Annotated in this window: 16 protein-coding genes and 1 pseudogene; 7 read left to right on the forward strand and 10 right to left on the reverse strand. The window is 69.4% G+C overall.

The features are described 5' to 3' along the window. Positions 1 to 249 precede the first annotated feature (249 nt). The 5 genes from V5F84_RS19935 (at position 250) to V5F84_RS19955 (ending at position 5,554) form a co-directional block, all read left to right on the forward strand. Entirely contained in the window at positions 250 to 2,640 is a 2,391-nt protein-coding gene (locus tag V5F84_RS19935; RefSeq protein ID WP_394042115.1) for a heavy metal translocating P-type ATPase, read from the forward strand. A 258-nt stretch (positions 2,641 to 2,898) separates the two neighbouring features. After that, positions 2,899 to 3,741: a ComF family protein gene (locus V5F84_RS19940; protein ID WP_394041988.1), complete on the forward strand. Its 843-nt coding sequence runs from the start codon at positions 2,899 to 2,901 to the stop codon at positions 3,739 to 3,741. 59 nt (positions 3,742 to 3,800) lie between these two features. Beyond that, positions 3,801 to 4,058, forward strand: coding sequence for a glutaredoxin 3 (gene grxC, locus V5F84_RS19945; RefSeq protein WP_394041987.1), 258 nt, complete (start codon positions 3,801 to 3,803; stop codon positions 4,056 to 4,058). Positions 4,059 to 4,193: 135 nt separating this feature from the next. After that, positions 4,194 to 5,078 (forward strand): carbon-nitrogen hydrolase family protein, encoded by an 885-nt coding sequence (locus V5F84_RS19950; protein ID WP_394041986.1) that lies wholly within the window; start codon positions 4,194 to 4,196, stop codon positions 5,076 to 5,078. After that, the gene (locus V5F84_RS19955; protein ID WP_394041985.1) at positions 5,075 to 5,554 is read left to right on the forward strand and encodes a DUF1178 family protein; all 480 of its coding nucleotides are present in this window, start codon (positions 5,075 to 5,077) and stop codon (positions 5,552 to 5,554) included. The genes V5F84_RS19950 and V5F84_RS19955 overlap by 4 nt, the downstream gene beginning before the upstream one ends. A 13-nt stretch (positions 5,555 to 5,567) precedes the next feature. On the opposite strand, the gene ubiG is transcribed toward V5F84_RS19955, so the two are convergent. The 8 genes and pseudogenes from ubiG to V5F84_RS19995 form a co-directional block, all read right to left on the reverse strand. Beyond that, positions 5,568 to 6,323, reverse strand: coding sequence for a bifunctional 2-polyprenyl-6-hydroxyphenol methylase/3-demethylubiquinol 3-O-methyltransferase UbiG (gene ubiG, locus V5F84_RS19960; RefSeq protein WP_394041984.1), 756 nt, complete (start codon positions 6,321 to 6,323; stop codon positions 5,568 to 5,570). Between the two features lie 251 nt (positions 6,324 to 6,574). Next, a complete protein-coding gene (locus tag V5F84_RS19965; protein WP_394041983.1) occupies positions 6,575 to 6,985 on the reverse strand; it encodes a DUF1398 domain-containing protein in 411 nt (136 codons plus the stop codon). Positions 6,986 to 7,018: 33 nt separating this feature from the next. Further along, entirely contained in the window at positions 7,019 to 7,489 is a 471-nt protein-coding gene (locus V5F84_RS19970) for a MarR family winged helix-turn-helix transcriptional regulator (protein WP_394041982.1), read from the reverse strand. A gap of 191 nt (positions 7,490 to 7,680) precedes the next feature. Beyond that, positions 7,681 to 8,718 carry a tryptophan--tRNA ligase gene (gene trpS / locus V5F84_RS19975; RefSeq protein WP_394041981.1) on the reverse strand — a complete coding sequence of 346 codons (1,038 nt, stop codon included), beginning with the start codon at positions 8,716 to 8,718 and terminating at the stop codon, positions 7,681 to 7,683. A gap of 162 nt (positions 8,719 to 8,880) precedes the next feature. Continuing rightward, a complete protein-coding gene (locus V5F84_RS19980) occupies positions 8,881 to 9,786 on the reverse strand; it encodes an alpha/beta fold hydrolase (protein ID WP_394041980.1) in 906 nt (301 codons plus the stop codon). 60 nt (positions 9,787 to 9,846) lie between these two features. Then, entirely contained in the window at positions 9,847 to 11,478 is a 1,632-nt protein-coding gene (murJ, locus tag V5F84_RS19985; protein ID WP_394041979.1) for a murein biosynthesis integral membrane protein MurJ, read from the reverse strand. A gap of 168 nt (positions 11,479 to 11,646) precedes the next feature. Next, positions 11,647 to 13,740, reverse strand: a complete 2,094-nt coding sequence (locus V5F84_RS19990; RefSeq protein ID WP_509277222.1) for a PAS domain-containing protein — start codon at positions 13,738 to 13,740, stop codon at positions 11,647 to 11,649. Next, positions 13,720 to 14,178, reverse strand: a pseudogene (locus V5F84_RS19995) (PAS domain-containing protein); the annotation flags it as partial. The gene V5F84_RS19990 and the pseudogene V5F84_RS19995, both read right to left, overlap by 21 nt. 325 nt (positions 14,179 to 14,503) lie before the next feature. Here V5F84_RS19995 and V5F84_RS20000 point away from each other — a divergent pair. Continuing rightward, positions 14,504 to 15,757: a D-amino acid dehydrogenase gene (locus V5F84_RS20000; protein ID WP_394041977.1), complete on the forward strand. Its 1,254-nt coding sequence runs from the start codon at positions 14,504 to 14,506 to the stop codon at positions 15,755 to 15,757. A 112-nt stretch (positions 15,758 to 15,869) separates the two neighbouring features. On the opposite strand, the gene V5F84_RS20005 is transcribed toward V5F84_RS20000, so the two are convergent. Continuing rightward, positions 15,870 to 17,420 carry an ABC transporter substrate-binding protein/permease gene (locus tag V5F84_RS20005; protein WP_394041976.1) on the reverse strand — a complete coding sequence of 517 codons (1,551 nt, stop codon included), beginning with the start codon at positions 17,418 to 17,420 and terminating at the stop codon, positions 15,870 to 15,872. Between the two features lie 47 nt (positions 17,421 to 17,467). Then, positions 17,468 to 18,220, reverse strand: coding sequence for an amino acid ABC transporter ATP-binding protein (locus tag V5F84_RS20010; RefSeq protein ID WP_394041975.1), 753 nt, complete (start codon positions 18,218 to 18,220; stop codon positions 17,468 to 17,470). Positions 18,221 to 18,530: 310 nt separating this feature from the next. Here V5F84_RS20010 and V5F84_RS20015 point away from each other — a divergent pair, with 310 nt between their 5' ends. Continuing rightward, positions 18,531 to 20,132 (forward strand): methyltransferase domain-containing protein, encoded by a 1,602-nt coding sequence (locus tag V5F84_RS20015; protein WP_394041974.1) that lies wholly within the window; start codon positions 18,531 to 18,533, stop codon positions 20,130 to 20,132. Positions 20,133 to 20,141: the final 9 nt, after the last annotated feature.

Consider the following 20,141-nt stretch of genomic DNA (forward strand, 5'->3'; position numbering starts at 1 on the left):
CGTCTTTCTGAGCGAGCGCAAAGACCCGGGCGCACGCAAAGGCGCAATGAGGCGATCATGGCACACGATCCGCACGCCCCCACCTCCCCGACGCCCTCGGCCCCAGCTGCGGGCGCGAGCTGCTGCGGCGGCCCCGCGCCCCTCGACGCCCCGAAAGCAGCGGACGCTGCGGCCTGCTGCGGATCGGGCCAGGATAACGGCAAGGGCGAGGGCAAGGGCGAGGGCAAGGGCGCGGCAGAGAGCGCGCACATGCCCGCCCCTTCCCACGCCGCCCATGATCACAACGCGCATGATCACCGCGCGCACGACCATGCGGCGCATGCCGGCCATGACCATTCCGCCTGCACCCATTCCCACATGGCCAAGGACCCGGTCTGCGGCATGGATGTGGATCCCCACACGGCCAAGCATCGTGCGGACCACAATGGCCAGCCCTTCTATTTCTGCTGCGCCGGCTGCAAGGCCAAGTTCGAGGCCGATCCCGCCCGCTATCTCGCAGCCAAGGCGGCCCCCGCCGCGCCGGTGCCGGAGGGCACGATCTTCACCTGCCCCATGCACCCGGAAATCCGCCAGATCGGCCCCGGCACATGCCCCATCTGCGGCATGGCGCTGGAGCCGGACCTGGTGACGCTGGACGCCGGACCAAACGCAGAACTCATTGATATGTCTCGCCGTTTCTGGACCGGCCTGGTGCTGACCGTGCCGGTGTTCGTGCTGGAAATGGGCCAGCACCTGTTCGGCGTGCATCTCCTCGGGCAGCAGATCTCGAATTATATCCAGCTCGTGCTGGCCACCCCGGTGGTGCTATGGGCCGGCCTGCCCTTCTTCGAGCGCGGCGCCGCCTCGGTGCGGAGCGGGCATCTGAACATGTTCACGCTGATCGCCCTCGGCACTGGCGTGGCGTTCCTCTACAGCCTCGTCGGCACCTTCGCGCCCGGGCTGTTTCCCCATTCTTTCCAGACACATGACGGGGCCGTTCCGGTCTATTTCGAGGCCGCCGCCGTGATCACGGTGCTGGTGCTGCTGGGGCAGGTGCTGGAATTGCGGGCGCGCGACCAGACCTCCGGCGCCATCAAGGCCCTGCTCGGCCTTGCCCCGAAGACCGCCCGCCGGCTCAATGCCGACGGCTCGGAAGAGGATGTGGCGCTCGATCTCGTCCACCCCGGCGACCGCCTGCGCGTGCGCCCCGGCGAGAAGGTGCCCGTGGACGGCACGGTAGACGAAGGCCGCAGCAGTCTGGATGAATCCCTGATCACGGGCGAATCTCTGCCGATTTCCAAGGAAATCGGCGACACTGTGATCGCCGGCACGCTGAACATCAGCGGCGGCATCGTGATGCGCGCCGAAAAGGTGGGCCGCGAGACCCTGCTCGCCCAGATCGTGCAGATGGTCGCCCAGGCCCAGCGCTCGCGGGCGCCGATCCAGCGCCTTGCCGACCAGGTCTCCGGCTGGTTCGTGCCGGCGGTCATCGCCGCCGCCCTCATCGCCTTCGCCGTGTGGATGGCTGTGGGTCCCGAACCGCGCTTCACCTTCGCCCTCATGGCCGCCGTTTCGGTGCTGATCATCGCCTGCCCGTGCGCGCTCGGGCTTGCGACCCCCATGTCGATCATGGTCGGCGTCGGGCGGGGCGCCCAGGCGGGCATCCTGATCAAGAGCGCGGAAGCGCTGGAACGGCTGGAACGGGTCGACACGCTGGTGGCCGACAAGACCGGCACCCTCACCGAGGGCAAGCCCAAGCTCACCGCCGTGCGCGCCCTCGGCCGCACGGAAGACGAGGTGCTGCGCCTCGCGGCGAGCCTGGAGCGGCCGAGCGAGCATCCGCTGGCCGCCGCCATCGTCGCCGGCGCCGCCGCCCGCGGTCTCGCGCTGAGCGAGCCGACCGGCTTCGACAGCCCCGTGGGCAAGGGCGTGATCGGCACCGTGGAGGGGGAAACCGTGCTGGTAGGCCATGCCGCCTTCCTGGCCGAGCAGGGCATCTCCAGCGACGCCCTTGCCGCCGAAGCCGAGGCTCTGCGTCGTGACGGGGCGAGCGTGGTGTTCGTCGCCGCCGGCGGCGCCATCGTCGGCCTGGTCGCGGTCGCCGATCCCATCAAGGCGAGCACGCCGGCCGCGCTCGCGGCGCTGAAGGCGGACGGCATCCGCGTCATCATGCTGACCGGCGACAATCGCGCCACCGCCCAGGCGGTCGCCGACCGGCTCGGCATGGACGAAGTGGTGGCCGAGGTGCTCCCCGGCGACAAGGCGGCGCTGATCGCCCGCCTGCGGGCCGAAGGCCGGATCGTCGCCATGGCCGGCGACGGGGTGAATGATGCGCCCGCCCTCGCCGCTGCCGATGTGGGCATCGCCATGGGCACGGGCACCGATGTGGCCATGGAGAGCGCAGGCCTCACCTTGCTCAAGGGGGATCTTGCGGGCATCGCCCACGCCCGCTCGCTCTCGCGGGCGACCATGGCCAATATCCGCCGCAACCTGTTCTTCGCCTTTTTCTACAATGCGGCGGGCGTGCCGATCGCGGCGGGCGTGCTCTATCCGGTGTTTGGCCTTCTGCTGTCGCCCATGGTTGCGGCGGCGGCCATGGCGCTGTCCTCGGTGAGCGTCATCGGCAACGCTTTGCTGCTGCGCCGCTGGCGGCCGGGCTAACAGCAGCGGCATTGGGTGGAGCGTGCATCCGAAAGGCCGTGCACGCCCGTTCCTGCGTCCTGCGTTCGGTGTCCTTCGGTCGTCCCCTTTCTTTCGTCACGGCCAAGCTCGTCCCGGCCATCTACGCCGGGCCGACCGCGCCGGCTTTGAAAGGCCGGTGCCATCGGCGCCGCGTGGACGCACGCGCCGTCGCCCCCGCCCGGCATTGAAGGCGCGCGCGTCCCGTTCCATTCTCGTCCGCGAGGGGAAGGCGGCCGCATGACGACGCCAGGTTCAGGACACGGCGCGGATGGAGAACCGGCGGAGCCCCCGCCGCGCCTCGCAGACCGGCTGCGCGCCGGCCGGCGCGGCGCCGGGCGCATGCTGCACGCGGCCGGCAAGGCGGCGCTCGGCCTCGTGCTCCCGCCCACCTGCGTCGCGTGCGGCACCATCGTCCACGAAGCCGAGGGGCTGTGCGGCGGGTGCTGGCGCCGGCTCGCGTTCGTGGAGCGGCCCTATTGCGAGCGGCTCGGCATTCCCTTTCCCTATGAGCAGCAGCAGGGCGACGGCGCGCCGCGCCTCTCCCTGGAAGCGGTCACCGACCCCCCGGCCTTCGATCGGGCGCGCGCGGCGGTGCTGTTCGGCGCGGTGTCGCGCGATCTGGTGCACGGCCTGAAATATGGCGACCGGCTCGACATGGCGGCCCCCATGGCGCGCCTGATGATGCGGGCGGCAGGCGAATTGCTGCGCGAGGCGGACCTCATCGTGCCGGTGCCGCTCCATCCCCTGCGGCTATGGCGCCGCCGCTTCAACCAGGCCGCCCTGCTCGCCCGGCGCATTTCCAGGGCGAGCGGGGTGCCGTGCCGCACCGACGTGCTCACGCGCACGCGGGCCACCCCCTCGCAGGTATCCTTCAACCGCGCTGAACGCCGCGCGAACGTCTCGGGCGCATTTCGCGTGCCTGATTCGCTCACCCATCATGTGGCGGGGCGACGCATCTTGATTGTGGACGACGTCCTCACAACCGGGGCGACGCTCGACGCCTGCGCCCAGGCCTTGAGGTATGCGAAGGCCACTCATATCGACGCCGTCACCTTCGCCAGGGTTGTCGAAGTCGGCTGAAGAGCCGTATCATGCAACAATTCCGTGACGGCGGTTTGGCCCGTTGCGCAGAGGGCTGCATGAAAACCATTGAAATCTACACCAAGAGCTGGTGCCCCTATTGCCATGCTGCAAAGGAGTTATTGCGCCGAAAAGGGCTGACGTTCACCGAGATCGACGTGACCACGGACCCCGCCGGCCAGGAAGAAATGTCCCGGCGTGCGGGCGGGCGCACCAGCGTTCCGCAGATCTTCATCGGCGACACGCATGTGGGCGGTTGCGACGATCTCTATGCCCTGGAGAGCGCGGGCGAGCTCGACACGCTGATCGCGGCCTGAGCCGCGCCCCGCGGGGTTCCGGCCGCCCGGCCCGCGCCGCGCGGCCTTTATCGCTCGCGCGGCGCGGGCCGAGCCTCTACACTTGCCGCCTCATAACGTGCCCCCTACCCCCGTTGCGCGCCGCGAGCCGAAGCCATGAGCGAGATCCAGAAAACCGAAACCCTGCGCGTGGGCCTGGTTCAGTTGCGCTCCGGCCGCGAGGTCGCCGCCAACATCCAGACCGCCAGCGCCTTGATTCGCGAGGCCGCGCTGGCCGGCGCCCAATATGTGCAGACGCCGGAAACCACCAATCTCATGGAGCTGGACCGCACGCTCCTGTTCGACAAGCTGCGCGAGGAAGAGGCCGACCTTGCCCTCGCCGCGTTCCGCGATCTCGCGCGCGAGCTGAAGATCCACCTGCATGTGGGTTCGCTGGCGCTGAAGATTTCCGAGCAGCGCGCCGTCAATCGCGGCTTCCTGATCGCCCCGGACGGGGAAATCGCCGCCCGCTACGACAAGATCCACATGTTCGACGTGGACCTGGGCAATGGCGAGAGCTATCGCGAATCCAATTCCTACCGGCCCGGCGAGCGCGCCGTGACGGCCTCCGTCTCGGGGGTCAAGATCGGCCTCACCATCTGCTACGACCTGCGCTTTCCCCCGCTCTATCGGGCGCTGGCGGAGAGCGGCGCCGACGTGCTGACGGTGCCGGCCGCCTTCACCCGCCCCACCGGGGAAGCCCATTGGCATGTGCTGCTGCGCGCCCGCGCCATCGAGAACGGCGCCTATGTGCTCGCCGCCGCCCAAGGCGGGCGCCATGAGAACGGCCGAGAGACCTACGGCCATTCGCTGATCGTGGACCCGTGGGGCCGCGTGATCGCCGAGGGCGGCACCGACCCCGGCGTGATCCTCGCCGAGCTCGACCTGCGGGAAGTCGCCGCCGCGCGCCGGCGCATTCCCTCCCTGCAACATGGCCGGCGGTTCGAGGTCGCCGACAGCGGCCAGGGCGGGCATCTCCATCTGGTCGGGGCGGCGACGTGATCCGCTACACCCTCAGGTGCGAGCAGGGCCACGATTTCGAGAGCTGGTTCCCCTCCTCCGACAGCTACGAGGCCCAGCGCGCACGCGGGCTGATTTCGTGCCCGCACTGCGGCGGCGCGCGGGTGGAAAAGGCGATCATGGCGCCTTCGGTGGCCCGCACCGATCGGAGCGCCGCGCCGGTCGCGCCCGAGGCCGCCCCTGCCGCCGCGCCGGCCCAGGCACCGGCCAATCCGGTGGCGCTGATGGGCGACCAGGAGCGCGAATTCCGCCGCCTGGTGCGCGAGCTGCGCGAGCACGTCACCAGCAAGGCCGATTATGTCGGCGAGGATTTCGCCGATCTCGCTCGCAAGATGCACGGCGGCGAGATCGAGCATCGCTCGATCTATGGCGAGGCGAGCGCGGATGAAGTGAAGGCGCTGCGCGAGGAGGAGGTGGAGGTGTTCCCCCTGCCCGTGCTGCCGGAAGACCGCAACTGAGGCGGGCCGCGCCTCAGCCCATCGGCCCGGCGACGATGAAATAATTCACATCCGTATCCGCAGAGAGCGCCCAGGTGCCGCGCAGCGGATCGAAGCTCAAGCCCGCCAATTCGCGCATCTCGAAGCCGCCGGCGGCAAGCGCCGCCTCGAATTCGCCGGGCGTCACGAACTTGTCCCAGCGGTGGGTGCCGCGCGGCAGCCAGCGCAGCACATATTCCGCCCCGAGAATCGCAAGCGCGAAGCTCTTGCCGGTGCGGTTCAGCGTCGAGCCGATGAACAGGCCGTTCGGCTGCACCATTTCCACCGCGCGGCGCAGGAACAGGCCGACATCGGCCACGTGCTCCACCACCTCCAGCGCCATCACCACGTCTAAGCGTTCGCCCGCGTCGGCGAGTTCCTCGGCGGTGGCGGCGCGATAATCGACGGCGAGGTCGGTGCGCGCCGCATGGGCGCGGGCGATCTCCACATTGCCGGCGGAGGGGTCGATGCCCACCACGTCCGCCCCCATGCGCGCCATCGGCTCGCTGATGAGCCCGCCGCCGCAGCCGATGTCCAGCACGCGCAAGCCCTTGAGCGGCCGCAGGCTGCGCGGGTCATGGCCGAAATGCCGCACGATCACGTCGCGCAGAAAGGCGAGGCGGGCGGGATTGATGGCGTGCAGCGGCGCCATCTTGCCCTTGGGATCCCACCATTCCTCGCCCAGCGCCTCGAAGCGGGCGACCTCGGCGGGATCGACGGTCAGGTTCGGCTGGGGGCTCACCTGCGGCATGGGCACTTCCTTTGGCTGCCCGGGAGGCTTACGCCTGTGCGGCGGCAGCGGCAAGGCATGCGCCTTCCGGGACCGGCGGCACCTCATGCGCAGGGCGCCGCAGCCCGGGAGCGGCCGACACGGTCAGCACTCGGCGCGATCGCAGCGGAACATCCCCAGGCATGGGCGTGTCCCGGCCGTGACGCCTGGCGAAAGAGGACCTTCGCCGGCACCCGCCGTCCTCGAGGATCCGCCCCGCCGCGAAATGTCGATCAATCCTGGGGGGTGGGAAAAAGCTCGACGTGGGTTTCCCCAGTGCGCCCCACATAAAGTGCCCGGCGGCCGGAGAACGACACGAAATAGCCGGCGCATCCGGCCGAAACCGCCCGTTCGCAGAAGCCCTTGTAGGTATAGCCCGGAACCTGCTGCTGGGCATCCCGGATCGCGGCCTGGAGGCGGGCAGCGTCGAACGCCGGGGCAATCGCGCCCGCGGCCCGATGGGCCGGCAGCTCGAGGCTCTCCCCGTCGGGCAGATAATAGGTGGCGGTCGCCCGCCGGAAATCGACCGCATAGCCTTCGAAGCCGGCGTCGCCCAGCAGTCCCACGATCTGCGGAAAGGTGCGGGTGTTGCGCTCGGCGGCGTCCAGGCAGGCCTGGGCCGTGGTCTTCTGTCGCTCATCCATGATTGTTTCTCCGTGAGTGGGGGACGGTCGCGGTCATGCGATCGGGGTTGCGGTCATGTGGCCGCGCGCGGCCAGGCTCTTCAGAAGACGATGCAACGTCTCCCGTTCCTGGGCCGTGAGGGCATCGAAGAATTCGGCATCGTTGCGGTCGGCGAGGGCGGCGAGGGTGGGCACGAGGGCGGCGCCGCGCTCCGTCAGGGCCAGGGTCTGCGCGCGGCCGTCGCTCGCACTGGCCGCGCGCACGATCAGCGCCTTGGCGATCAGCCGGTCGGCGAGCTTGGTGACCGCCCCCCGCGTCAGGCCCATGTCGTCGGCGATCCGGCTGGGCGGAAGCGGCGCCTTGCCGTAGAGCGTGCGCATCAGGCTCCATTCGGCCGCCGTCACCTCCTTGTCCGCGAGCTTCGCGGCGAAGGCCTGGGAGACGTGGTTGGACACCAGCCGCAGCCAGAAGCCGAGATGCGCCGTAAGATCGGAAACCGGCGGAACGGTCGGAGTGGAAGACATGGCGCCCTCTTTGATTGACTAGGAAACTATATGCATATGATTTCCTAGTCAATCAAATTGGCGCAGCCCCGGTCAAATTCCGCAAAGCCGCCGTGGCGGCCGGCGCCCGCCCGCCGCCGGGACGCCGAAAGGACCCCGGGCGGAAAGCACGCGGCGCCGGGCGCGAAGCCCCCGGCGCCGCGGGGAACCGCTCAGCCGCGCACCATTCCCACGATGTCCTTGACGTCGCGGATCGTCTGGTCGGCGATCACCCGCGCGCGGGCGGCGCCGTCGGCAAGAATGGCGTCGATGGCGCTGGTATCGGCCATCAGGCGCTGCATTTCCCCGGCGATGGGGCCGAGCTTGTCCACCGCCAGATCCACCAGCGCCGCCTTGAAGGCCGAGAATTGCCCGCCGCCGTATTCGTCCAGCACGCTTTGCTTGGTGCCGTCGGCGAGGGCCGCATAGATGCCCACCAGATTGTCCGCCTCGGGACGCGCCTTGAGCCCGGCTTCCTCGGAGGGCAGCGGCTCGGGATCGGTCTTGGCCTTGCGCACCTTGCCGGCAATGGCATCCTTGTCGTCGGTGAGATTGATGCGCGAAAAGTCCGAGGGGTCGGACTTGGACATCTTCTTCGAGCCGTCGCGCAGGCTCATGACGCGCGTGGCGGGACCGGCGATGAGCGGCTCCGTGAGCGGGAAATAGCCCTCGCCATGGCCATTGGCGGCGATGCTCGGCGCGAAATCCACATTGAACTTCTGCGCGATGTCGCGCGTCAGCTCCAGATGCTGCTTCTGGTCCTCGCCCACCGGCACATGGGTCGCCTTGTAGAGCAGGATGTCCGCCGCCATCAGGCTCGGATAGGCGAACAGGCCCACGGACACGTTCTCGCGGTCCTTGCCGGCCTTCTCCTTGAACTGGGTCATGCGGTTGAGCCAGCCCATGCGCGCGACGCAATTGAAGATCCAGGCCAGTTCCGCATGGCCGGACACCTGGCTCTGGTTGAACACCACGTGGCGCTTGGGATCGATGCCGCAGGCGATGAAGGCGGCGGTGACCTCGCGCGTATGGCGCTTCAGCTCTTCCGGGTCCTGCCACACGGTGATGGCGTGCAGGTCGACCACGCAATAGATGCAGTCGTGGCTGTCCTGCAGGGCGACGAAGCGCTTGATGGCGCCGAGATAATTGCCCAGATGCAGGTTGCCGGTGGGCTGCACACCGGAAAAGACGCGTTCCGCGACCGCCGCCATGGCGACCTCCCGAAGACCGGCGGGCCAAGGCACCGCCGTCAGACATGACAGCGCAGCGGCCGGACGGTCGCGCGCGAAGACGAAGCGCGCCTCATGCCACCCGCCGCCGCGCCGCGCAAGCTGCCCGGCGGGCAAGCGCCACGCCGCGCAGGGGAGGAACGCTCAGCGGTGCGGATTTGCCGCGTCGATGAAGCCGCCGATGGCGTCCTGGGTCGCCGCATCCCACAGCAGCGGCGCATGGCCCTCGTCCGCCACGGTGTGGACCGTGAGGCCGGGATGGCGCGCCGCCATCTGCGCCACCGTGTCGGCGCTGAGAATGTCCGACAGGGCCCCGTGCACCACCATGACGGGACTATCCCTCAGGGCCTCGAAGCCCGGCCACATGTCCGGCAGCGTGGCGTTGGGATCGAACGCCTTGAAGGCCTCCGAGAGCGCCGGATCATAAGCCAGATGCGGCACGCCCGCGTCGTCGCGATAGATCTGGCGGGCGAAGCGCTCCCAGCCGGCTTCGTCGAGGCTCGGAAACAGGAAGCCCTGGCTCGCCTTCAGGCCGGCGATCAGGGTCGGCCAGTCGGTGAGCGCGGCGACGCCCACATAGCCCGAGATCCGGGCAAGGCCGGCCTTCTCGATCACCGGGCCGATGTCGTTCAGCACGGCCGAAGCGAACAGGTCCGGACGCAGCAGGGACAGCACCATCATCACCAGCCCGCCGCGCGAGGTGCCGATGAAATGGGCGCGGGGAATGCCGAGAAAAGCCAGCGCGGCAATCGTGTCCACCGCCTCCTGCGCCGGCGTATAGGTGGCCACCGGCCCGAAGGCCGAGCCGCCCCGGCCGCGGAAATCCAGCCCCACCACGCGCCGCCCGCGCGCCACCAGCGCCCCGGCCAAAGCTTCGAAATCGCGCGAATTGCGCGTCACCCCCGGCAGGCAGACCACCGGCAAGTCGGCGCCCGCCGTACCCCAGTCGCGGCCGAACAAAGCGAGCCCGTCGGCCGTGGGATAGGCGAAGAAGCGGCAAGGAACGGCGGAAGCGGGGGCGGTCTCGGCGGCGGGAACAGGCTCAACCATGAATGCACTCCTTCGGGCTCGGAACACCTAAGGCCATTCGGGCGAAGGTTGAAAGACGGCTCAGGCGGCACGTCGCAGCGCGCGCCGCACCGCCAGCGCGACCGCGCCATAGCAGAGCATTCCCGCCCCCACCAGCACCACGAGCCGCGCCAGGGCGGCGAGGGTTCCCGCGCCGGGATGCGGCCAGGCCTGCGCGAGGCCGCCCACCACCAGCGCCATCAGCAGGCAGCCGCCGGCAAGACCCGCCACGGCGCGGGCGAGCGCGCCATCCAGGTGCAGATGGCCGGCGCGCGCCAGCAGGGTGCCGATGGTCAAAGCGCTGAGGCTCGCCGAGACCGCCACTCCGCTCGCCGCGCCCGCCGGGCCGAAGGCGGCGCCGAGGCCGAGACAGGCGAGCGCGCAGGCGAACAGCGAGGCAAGGCCCACGCGCTCCACGGTCCGCGTCATGCCATGGGTGAGGGCCGTGGCGGACAGCACCCGCTCCAGCCCCTGCGCCGGCAGGGAGAAGGCGAGCGCGGCCAGCAGCAGCGCCGTGATGCGCGCGTCCTCCGCGTCGAAGCTCCCGCGCTGGTAGAGCACGGCGACGATGGGCTGCGCCAGCACGGCGAGCCCGGTGCCCGCCGGCAAAGCGAGCGCGAGGGCGGCAAGGCTGGCGCCGCTGGCATGGCGCCCCCGGCCCGCGCCTCCCGCCGCCAGCAGCGGCACCAGCACCGCACCGGCGCTGGCGCCGACGAGACCGAGCGGCAGGTCCACGAGGCGCTGGGCATAATTCAGTGCCGCCACCGCCCCCGGCGCGGCGGACACCGTCGCCGCCGCGATCAGCAGGCGGAATTGGGAGAGGCCGGCGAACAGCAAAGCGGGCGCGCAGGCCCGCAGCACGGATCGCGCGCCGCGCCAGTCGGGCGGCCGGCCCCCCGCCCCCGGGGCGCCATGCGCCCCTTGCGACCTTGGCGCCCCCGGCGCCCCCGGCGCCCCCGCCACCACGCCAGGCGCCCCTGGCGCGCCTGGCGCCCCTGGATCCCCCGCCGCCACGCCAGGCGCCCCTGGCGCGCCGATGCTCGCCACGCCCATCAGTGCGAGCTGGGCGATGCCGGCGGCGACCTGCGCCATGGCAACGAGGAACGCCGCCGTGCCGGTCGCCATGTCGGCCGCGAGCACCAGATAGAGGATCACGCACAGCACCACGGCATTGGCGAGCCCCGGCGCCAGCGCCGGCAGAAACACGCGCCCGCCCGCATTGGCGATGCCGCCGAACACCGCCGCCGCCGCCGCCAGGGGCAGATAGAGCAGCGCCATGCGCCCGCACGCGACCGCGAGATCCGCCCGCTCCCCTCCGAGCGCGAAGCCGGGCGCCAGCACCGCGATCAGCGCCGGCATGAACAGCGCGCCGAGCCCCGCCAGCACCAGCAGCAGCAGCACCAGGAGGATCAGAACCGCGCGCGAGAGCGCCCCGCCCGCCGCATCCCCGCCGCGCGCCCGCGCCGCCGAAAGGCCGGGCAGGAAGGCGGCGTTGAACGCGCCTTCCGCCAGCAGCCGGCGCGCCAGCAGCGGCAAGGAAAGCGCGGCCATGAGAGCATCCGCCGCCGGCCCCGCGCCCAGCACGGCGGCCGTGCCGGCATCGCGGGCAAAGCCCATCACCCGCGACCCGAGGGTGGCGGCGGTGACGGTGGAGGTGCGGGCGAGCACGGACATGACCCATCCAGGACAAGGGATAGAACCGGCCGCAGCGGCGCGGCGCGCGCGAACGCGCGGCACCCGGCCGGGGCCGCGCCCCTCATGCGCGATCCGGCGGCGGAAGGAAAGCGCGCGGACGCGGTGCCCGCCGGCCGCGATGCCCCTGTCGCCGGCCCTCGCGCCGCGTCAGGCGGGCGGCGGTTCCAGGATGGCGCGGATGCGCGCGGCCAGATGGGCGACCGCGAACGGCTTGGTCACCATGGTCATGCCCGGCTCCAGGAAGCCGGCCGCCACGGCGGCATTCTCCGCATAGCCGGTCATGAACAGCACTTTCAGATCGCGCCGCGCCGCACGCGCCGCATCCACCATCTGCCGGCCGTTGAGACGCGGCAGGCCGATGTCGGTGATCACGAGATCGATCCTCTGGTCGGACATCAGCAGGTCGAGGCCGGCCTGGCCGTCCACCGCCTCGAGCGCGGCATATCCGAGCTCGCGCAGAACCTCCAGGATGAGGCCGCGCACCACGAGGTCGTCCTCCACCACCAGCACCACGTCGCCCGCGCCGCGCGGGCGCGCATCCGGGCCCGACGCGCCGGCGGGGTCGGCGCCGCCATCGCGAAAGCGCGGCAGGTAGAGCTTCACGCAGGTCCCGGCCCCGACCTCGCTATAGATGTGGCAATGCCCTTCCGACTGCCGGGCGAAGCCGTAGATCATGGAGAGGCCGAGCCCGGTGCCCTGGCCGATGGGCTTGGTGGTGAAGAAGGGATCGAAGGCGCGCGCGATCACGTCGGGCGCCATTCCGGTGCCGGTGTCGCTCACGCTGAGGCAGACATATTGCCCCGGCGCCACCCCCGGCGCCCGCGCGGCATAGCTGTCGTCCAGATGCGCGTTGCATGTTTCGAGCGTCAGCCGGCCGCCCTCGGGCATGGCGTCGCGGGCGTTGATCACGAGGTTGAGGATGGCGTTTTCCAGCTGGTTGGCGTCGCACAGGGTCAGCCAGAGGCCGTCCGCGAGCCCGAGTTCCAGATGGATGGTTTCCCCCATGGTGCGCCGCAGCAGATCCTCCATGGAAATCACCAGCGGATTGATCTTCAGCGGCTTGGGGTCGAGCCGCTGGCGGCGGGAGAAGGCGAGCAGGCGATGGGTGAGGGCTGCGGCGCGGTTGGCCGAGCTCATGGCGTTTTCCACGAAGCGTTCCAGCTCGGCGGTGCGGCCCTGCGAGACGCAGCGCTGGAGGATATCGAGCGAGCCCGTGATGCCCTGGAGCAGATTGTTGAAATCGTGGGCGATGCCGCCGGTGAGCTGACCCACCGCCTCCATCTTCTGCGACTGGCGCAATTGCTCCTCGGTGAGGCGCTGCTCGGTCATGTCGCGCCCGACGATATAGAGCCGCCCGGTGTCGGCGGCGAGCGTCCAGGCCAGGACGCGATAGCTGCCGTCGCTGCACCGGCAGCGGTTCTCGAACCGTGGACTGGCCGTCACCTCCTGCGAGCGGGCGAGCGCCGCCTGGGTGGCCGCCACATCCTCGGGATGCACCAGGTCCAGGAACCCGTGGGCCAGCAGGTCGCTTTCGCTCCAGCCGAGCAGGTCGCTCCAGGCGCCGTTGACGGCTTCCAGAACGCCGTCCTCGCGGCACACGCCCATCAGATCGCCGCTGAGACGCCACAGCCGGTCGCGCTCGCGGGTGCGCTCGGCCACGAGCGCTTCCAGCGATTCATTGAGCCTGCGCAGCTCCGCCTCGCGCTCGCGCAGCGCATCCTCGGCGCGCCGCTGCTCGGTGATGTCCTGCCCCTGGACGAAGATGCCGCCGACGGAGCCGTCCGCATCGACCACCGGCTGGTAGATGAAATCGAGCACATGCTCTTCCGGCGGCAGATGCGGCGCCGCGCGCAGCATCACCGAGAGGCCGTGCGCCACGAAGGCTTCGCCGCTGCGATAGGCCCGGTCCAGCGCATCCAGCACCGGCTGCCCGGCCAGTTCCGGGAACGCCTCGCGCACGGTCAGCCCCACCAGGGGCCGGTCGCCGACGAGGCGCAGATAGGCGGCGTTCGCCAGTTCGACCAGATGGTCCGGCCCGCGCAGCACGGCGGTGAAGGCCGGCGCCTGCTCGAACAGGATCTGCAAGCGCTGGCGCTCGCGGTGGAGCTGGGCATTGGCCTCCTGCACCGCCTCGGCGCGGCCGAACACCTCGCCCTCGATCAGCAGGGCCGGACTGGAGGCGGTGGCGCCGAGGCTGACCCGCAGATTGTGCAGCTCGGTCACGTCCACCGTATGCTGCACGACGTGGCGCACATTGCCGTCGGGCCCGAACAGGGGCGTGTGGGTGGCGCTCCAATAGCGCATCTCCATCACGCCGTCGGGCCGCTGGATCGGATAGGGGATGAACGGCAGGTCGTCGCGCGCCTTGTTGCGGATCACCCGATCGAGCGAGGCCCGCAGCATCTGATTGGACGCGGAGGCCGGGTCGCTCGGAAACGCCTCGAACATGGAGAGGCCGAGAATGTCCGCGCGCCGCCGCATGGTCACGCGCAGATAGGCGTCGTTCATGCCGACAATGGTGAAATCGGGCGTGAGGATCACATAGGGATTGGGCACGGCGTTGAAGAGCGCCGCGAGATCCGTTCCCTGCACCCCCGTGTTGGTGAACACCCGCGCCTCCTTTCCGGCGGCGCGTCCGCGTCCGCGCCGAATTTCCGGACGGCCTGTTATCGCCCGCATCGCGCGCCGCCTCAACCGGGCTCGGCGTCTTTCGCGATCCGGCGGGGCGATCGCCCGCCGGCGCCTGGCGCGCGGCACTCAAGCGCCGCGCGGTGCGCCGCCCGCCCAGAACGGCCAGGGGCGCCGGGAGATCCATAAATCCGCGCCCGCCGCCGCGCCCGCGAGCCGCCGCGCCCACGACACGAAGCACGCGCCGCCGGAAGCGATCCCATAAGCCAAAGCGCGCCCCATCCATCGTCGCGCTTGTCGGGCAGGCCCGGCTTGGTGTCTGATCCTATTTTGCGGTGCGGCAGGCGCTCAACGCCGGGCCGCGGGAGGCCGGATGATGAAGGTGGTGATTCTGGGGTCGGGCGTCATCGGCGTAACCCTCGCCTATTATCTGGCGGCCGCCGGCCACGAGGTGGAAGTGGTGGATCGTCAGTCCGGCCCCGCGCTGGAGACCAGCTTCGCCAATGCCGGAGAGGTCTCGCCGGGCTATTCCGCCCCCTGGGCCGGGCCGGGCCTGCCGCTGAAGGCCATCAAATGGCTGATGATGAAGCATCGCCCGCTGGTGATCCGCCCGCGCCTCGACCCGGCCATGCTCGCCTTCGGGCTGCGGCTGCTGACCAATTGCACCCATGCCCGCTACGAGATCAACAAGGGGCGCATGCTGCGCCTCGCCGAATACAGCCGCGACTGCCTGATCGCGCTGCGCCAGCAGACCGGCATCGCCTATGACGCGCGCATGCAGGGCACGCTTCAGATGTTCCGCACCCAGGCGCAGCTCGACCATGCGGGGGAGGACATGGCGATCCTCGATCGCTTCGGCGTGCCCTACGAGCTGCTGGACCGCGCCGGCTGCATCGCCGCCGAACCGGCGCTCGGGCGGGTGGCGGAAAAGATCGCCGGCGGCCTGCGCCTGCCCGGCGACGAGACCGGCGACTGCTATAAATTCACCCATGCCCTCGCCGCCATGGCGCAGGCGAAGGGCGCGGTGTTCACCCACGGCCGGGCGGTGCGCGCCATCGAGCACGACGGGGCGAACATCACCGGCGTGCAGACCCAGTCCGGCCCGATCCGGGGGGACGTCTATGTGGTGGCGCTCGGCAGCTATTCGCCCAAGGCTGTGCGGCCGCTCGGCATCCGCCTGCCGGTCTATCCGGTGAAGGGCTATTCGCTCACCGTGCCCATCACCGATGCCGGCGGCGCGCCCGAATCCACGGTGATGGACGAGACCTACAAGGTGGCCGTGACCCGGCTCGGCGACCGCATCCGCATCGGCGGCACGGCGGAACTGGCGGGGTTCGACCTCTCGCTGCGCCATGCGCGGCGGGAGACCCTGGAGCACGTGGTCGGCGACCTGTTCCCGGACGGCGGCGATCCCAAGGCCGGCACCTTCTGGAGCGGCCTGCGCCCGATGACGCCCGACGGCCCGCCGATCCTCGGCCAGGCGAAATATCCCAATCTGTTCCTCGGCACCGGTCACGGCACGCTGGGCTGGACCATGGCGGCGGGCACCGGGCGCCTGCTCGCCGACCTCATCACCCGCCGCGCGCCGGAGATCGACACCGAGGGATTGACGCTCGCCCGCTACGGGTGAGCGTCGATCTCGTGGGGCTGCCGCCCGCGTGGAGCAGTCGCCCGCGGGGGGAACGCCGACGCGGGAAGGCGTCCTCACGCCGCCCGCGAAGCGGCGCGCCGCCCCTGCCCGATCAGCCGATGGAGCGCGTCACGCCGCGGCTGGCGTAGCGCTCGGCCCATTTGGCGAGCCGCACGAACGGCAGGCCGATGAGCAGATAGATCGCCGCCACCAGCAGGCCGGTGCCGAAATAATCGTAATAGGTGGTCGAGATCAGCTCGTAGGTCTTGGTCAGTTCCACCAGCGAGATCACCGACACCAGGGAGGAATCCTTGATGAGCGAGATGAAGTCGTTGGTGGTGGGCGGCAGCACGATGCGCGCGGCCTGGGGGATGATGACGTTCCGCAGCGCCTGGCGCTCGGTCATGTTGAGCGCGATCGCCGCTTCCATCTGGTTGCGCGGAATGGCCAGCAGGCCGGCGCGATAGTTTTCCGCCTCATAGGCCGCATAATTGAGGCCGAGCGCGATCACGCCGGCGACGAAGGGTTCGAGCTGCAACCCCACTTTCGGCAGGCCGTAATAGATGAACAACACCTGGATCAGCAAAGGCGTGCCGCGCACCACCTCGATATAGACCTGGGCGAGGCGGTCCAGCAGCACGCCGCCATAGACCCGGCAGAGCGCCAGCCCGGCGCCGAGCCCCACGGCGATGATCATGGCGAGGATGGAGATTTCCAGCGTCATCACCGCCGCCCAGCCGAGCTGGGGCAGGAAGCGCATGTAGCGCTGGACCTGCATCTTCCAGCCCTGGGGCTGGGTGGCCTGGACGAAATGGTCATAGGCCAGCGGCTGCGCCTGGATCGGGCGCTGGTCGCCCGTGAGCTGCGCCATCAGGGGGGTCCAGATGGCCCAATGATCGAGGATCGTGCGCATGGACCCGTCGTGCATCATCTGCGACAGGCCGGTGTTGATCTCCGCCAGCAGCTCGGGATGCGCGCCCTTCTTCAGCGCGATGCCGTATTCGATGCGGCCGATGGGCTGGCCGGTGAACTGAAGCTCGCGGTCGGGCTGGGCGTAATAGACCGCGATCGGGAAATCCATCACGGTCGCGTCGATGCGCTTCAGCTTGAGATCGGAATAGGCGTCGATCTCCTGGTCGTAGGTGCGCAGGTCGATGCCGCCGGCATTGCGCAGCACATATTCCATCTGGCTGGACTTGAGCGTGCCGACGACCTTGCCCTTCAGGCCCTCCAGATTGTCGATCGGCGCATCGCCGCGGCGGATCACGATCTGGCCGAACGTGGTGTAATAGGGGGTCGAGAAATCCGCCGCCGCCTGGTGGGCCGGGGTGATCTCCAGCCCGTTGATGACCGCCTCGTACAGGCCGGCGTCGAGGCCGGGAATGAGGTTGCTCCAGTCGTTCTGCACGAACACCGGCTTGCGCCCGAGCTTGGCCGCAAGCTCCTTCATGATGTCGACTTCAAAGCCCACGGTGATGTTGGGGTCGGCCGGATCCTTGAAGGTATAAGGCGCGCCGCTGGTGCTGTCGCCGCCATAGGTGAGTGTGCGTTCGGCGGTGGCGGGCGCGGCGGGTGCGGTCTGCGCCGATGCGGCGGAAACCGCCGCGGCCGACAGCGAGAGGGCGAGGAGCAGGGACGAGAGGGCGAGGCGGGCAAGACGCATGGCGATCCCCGAAGCGGGAGAGAAGGGCGAAGGGTCGTGCGGGGCCATCAGACGAAACGGTGCAGGAACTGGCGCGTGCGCGGATCCTTGGGATTGTCGAAGATCTCGTCTTCATCCGAGATCTCGATGATCTCGCCCTTGTCCATGAAGATGATGTAATCGGAAGCATCGCGCGCGAAGCGCATCTCGTGGGTGACGATGATCTGCGTCATGCCCTCGTTGTCCAGCTCCTTCATCACGTCCAGCACCTCGTGCACGAGGCCGGGATCGAGCGCGGAGGTGGGCTCGTCATACAGCATGATCTTGGGCGACATGGCGAGCGCGCGGGCGATGGCGCCGCGCTGCTGCTGCCCGCCCGACAGATTGATGGGGTAGCGGTCCATCTGCTCGAACAGGCCGACCTTCTTCAGGAGGCGCTCGGCATTGGCGGCGGCCTCGTCGCGGCTCACCCCCTTCACCACCATGGGCGCCATCATGACGTTCTGCTGCAACGTCTTGTGGGGAAACAGGTTGAAGCTCTGGAACACCATGCCGACATTCTTGCGCAGGCGGTGGGCCACATCGTTGAGCGGCGCGGTCGAGCCGGCCTTGCGCTCCATGCGCACGCCGCACGCTTCGATGACGCCGGAATCCATGGATTCCAGCCCATTCAGGCAGCGCAGCAAGGTGGACTTGCCGCAGCCCGACGGCCCGATCATCGAGACCAGGTCGCCTTCCTCGATCTGGAAGCTGACACCTTTGAGAATGGTGTGCGCGCCGAAGGACTTGCGCACGTCGTCCACGCGAAGGATCGGATCCATGTGTGTTCAGCCCCCCTGCGGCCCGCGGACCGCCAGCTTCATACGCTCCCTATCGATGGGCCATGACGCTGGGGTGACAATTCAAGGCGCCCAGCGCCCCGCCGCCAAGGGTGGCTGTCAAAAATATAGACATTTACTATACTGAATCATCTTTTGGTTGCAGAATATAAATCCGCGCCCACCTGACATATTTATGTAATAAATTACCATCTCCAGTATATGTACATGCACTTCGCGTGCATTTATACATGCGATCGAAAATGCATCCGAAGCGGCGCCACGCTGCCCCCTCTTCAAGGCGCGCGAACGCATGTCTCACTTTCAATTGCCGGCAGATTACGTGGCGCGCTCTGCGCCCTATTATTTCGACGATTCGCCGTTCTTCGACAGCACGATCGTTCACCAGCCCGAGATCTATGAGGCGGCGGACTATTTTCTTCAGGCGGGCGGTCGCACGCGGATCCTCGATATCGGCTGCGGCAATGGACGCAAGCTGCGCCAGGTGCGCGCCCGCGAGCATATCGGCGTCGATTTCGGCTCCAACATCGCCCTGTGCCGCGAACGCTTCGGCACCTGGGGCACCTGGCTGGAGGCCGATTTCTCCCGCGACGATTGCCGGGCGATCGCCGCCTTCGCCGACACCGGGACGGTGGTGGTCTGCGCCGACGTCGTCGAGCATCTCGTGGATCCCGCGCCCCTGCTGAACCTGCTTGCGCAATGCTACCGGCGCGGCGCCATCGTCATCACCAGCACCCCGGACCGCGTGAAGGTGCGCGGCGCGGACGACCGGGGTCCGCCCGCCAATCCGGCCCATGTGCGGGAATGGGCGCTCGACGAATATGTGGCCTATCTGGAAGCCAGCGGCCTGCCCGCGACCTTCGCCGGCCACACCATCAACAACAACATCGTCCGCGCCCTGCGCACCATCGTCACGGTGCACGACATCACGGTGGACCGCGCACGCGCGCCGGTTGCATCAACGGGTGTGGCGCCGCAGCCGCGTCCGCTCGCCATCCTCGCGGCCTATAACGAGGCCGATGTCCTCGCCGAGGTGATCGAGGACCTGATCGCGGAAGGCTGCGACGTGGCGGCGATCGACAATTGGTCCACCGACGCGACCTGGCCGATCCTCAACCGCCTCGCCGCCCGGCATCCGGGCCATCTGCGCATCGAGCGTTTTCCGGCGGACGGCCCCGCGCGACACTATGAGTGGCGAAAGATCCTTCGCCGCAAGGCGGAGATCGCGCACGGCTTTCCGGGGCGCTGGATTCTTCATACCGATGCCGACGAACTGCGCCGCTCGCCCTTCCCCGGGCTGGATCTCGCGAGCGCGCTCCATGTCGCCGCGCGGGCCGGCGCGAACCGGGTGGCGAGCAACCTCATCCACTTCCGGCCGACCGACGCGCGCCCGTTTCAGCCGGGCACGCTCAAGACCGCCTTCGACCATTTCGAGTTCGGCACGCGGCCGGGACATTTCAAGCAGATCAAGGCGTGGCTGCAAGGGCCCGAACGGGTGGATCTGGCCTCCAGCGGCGGCCATGTGGCGTCCTTTTCCGGCGCCGTGGATTTTCCCTACCGGTTTCTGCTGCGCCATTATCCCATCCGTTCGGCCGACCATGGCCGCCGGAAGATCCTCGCCGAACGGCGCGGCCGCTGGTGTCCGGACGAGCGGGCGCTCGGCTGGCACGTCCAGTACGACGATTTTTCCGAGAATGCTCCCGGCTTCTGGGACCGCCGGGACCTGCTGGCGTTCGACCGCGATTTCTGGCGGGATCACGGGCTGCCGCTGATCACCGATATCGCGGAACGCCGCTGGGCGGCCGGCATCCCGTCGACGGGCCGGCGCTTCGACCCGGTTCAGGCGCGGGCGGAGGTGCCGGCCGGTTCGCGCGTCCTCGCGGACGCCTCCTGATCTTCAAGC

This window comes from Roseixanthobacter liquoris (assembly GCF_043195135.2).
In the GTDB taxonomy this organism is placed as follows: domain Bacteria; phylum Pseudomonadota; class Alphaproteobacteria; order Rhizobiales; family Xanthobacteraceae; genus NCEH01.

What these genes read in the sequence shown, in the direction of transcription:
- V5F84_RS19950 (WP_394041986.1), top strand. Translation starts at nt 4,194, where the DNA reads ATGAGCGAGATCCAGAAAACCGAAACCCTGCGCGTGGGCCTGGTTCAG.
- V5F84_RS20000 (WP_394041977.1), top strand. Translation starts at nt 14,504, where the DNA reads ATGAAGGTGGTGATTCTGGGGTCGGGCGTCATCGGCGTAACCCTCGCC.
- V5F84_RS19940 (WP_394041988.1), top strand. Translation starts at nt 2,899, where the DNA reads ATGACGACGCCAGGTTCAGGACACGGCGCGGATGGAGAACCGGCGGAG.
- ubiG (WP_394041984.1), bottom strand. Translation starts at nt 6,323, where the DNA reads ATGCCGCAGGTGAGCCCCCAGCCGAACCTGACCGTCGATCCCGCCGAG.
- V5F84_RS20005 (WP_394041976.1), bottom strand. Translation starts at nt 17,420, where the DNA reads ATGCGTCTTGCCCGCCTCGCCCTCTCGTCCCTGCTCCTCGCCCTCTCG.
- trpS (WP_394041981.1), bottom strand. Translation starts at nt 8,718, where the DNA reads ATGGCGGCGGTCGCGGAACGCGTCTTTTCCGGTGTGCAGCCCACCGGC.
- V5F84_RS19935 (WP_394042115.1), top strand. Translation starts at nt 250, where the DNA reads ATGCCCGCCCCTTCCCACGCCGCCCATGATCACAACGCGCATGATCAC.
- V5F84_RS20015 (WP_394041974.1), top strand. Translation starts at nt 18,531, where the DNA reads ATGTCTCACTTTCAATTGCCGGCAGATTACGTGGCGCGCTCTGCGCCC.
- murJ (WP_394041979.1), bottom strand. Translation starts at nt 11,478, where the DNA reads ATGTCCGTGCTCGCCCGCACCTCCACCGTCACCGCCGCCACCCTCGGG.
- grxC (WP_394041987.1), top strand. Translation starts at nt 3,801, where the DNA reads ATGAAAACCATTGAAATCTACACCAAGAGCTGGTGCCCCTATTGCCAT.
- V5F84_RS19965 (WP_394041983.1), bottom strand. Translation starts at nt 6,985, where the DNA reads ATGGATGAGCGACAGAAGACCACGGCCCAGGCCTGCCTGGACGCCGCC.
- V5F84_RS20010 (WP_394041975.1), bottom strand. Translation starts at nt 18,220, where the DNA reads ATGGATCCGATCCTTCGCGTGGACGACGTGCGCAAGTCCTTCGGCGCG.
- V5F84_RS19970 (WP_394041982.1), bottom strand. Translation starts at nt 7,489, where the DNA reads ATGTCTTCCACTCCGACCGTTCCGCCGGTTTCCGATCTTACGGCGCAT.
- V5F84_RS19980 (WP_394041980.1), bottom strand. Translation starts at nt 9,786, where the DNA reads ATGGTTGAGCCTGTTCCCGCCGCCGAGACCGCCCCCGCTTCCGCCGTT.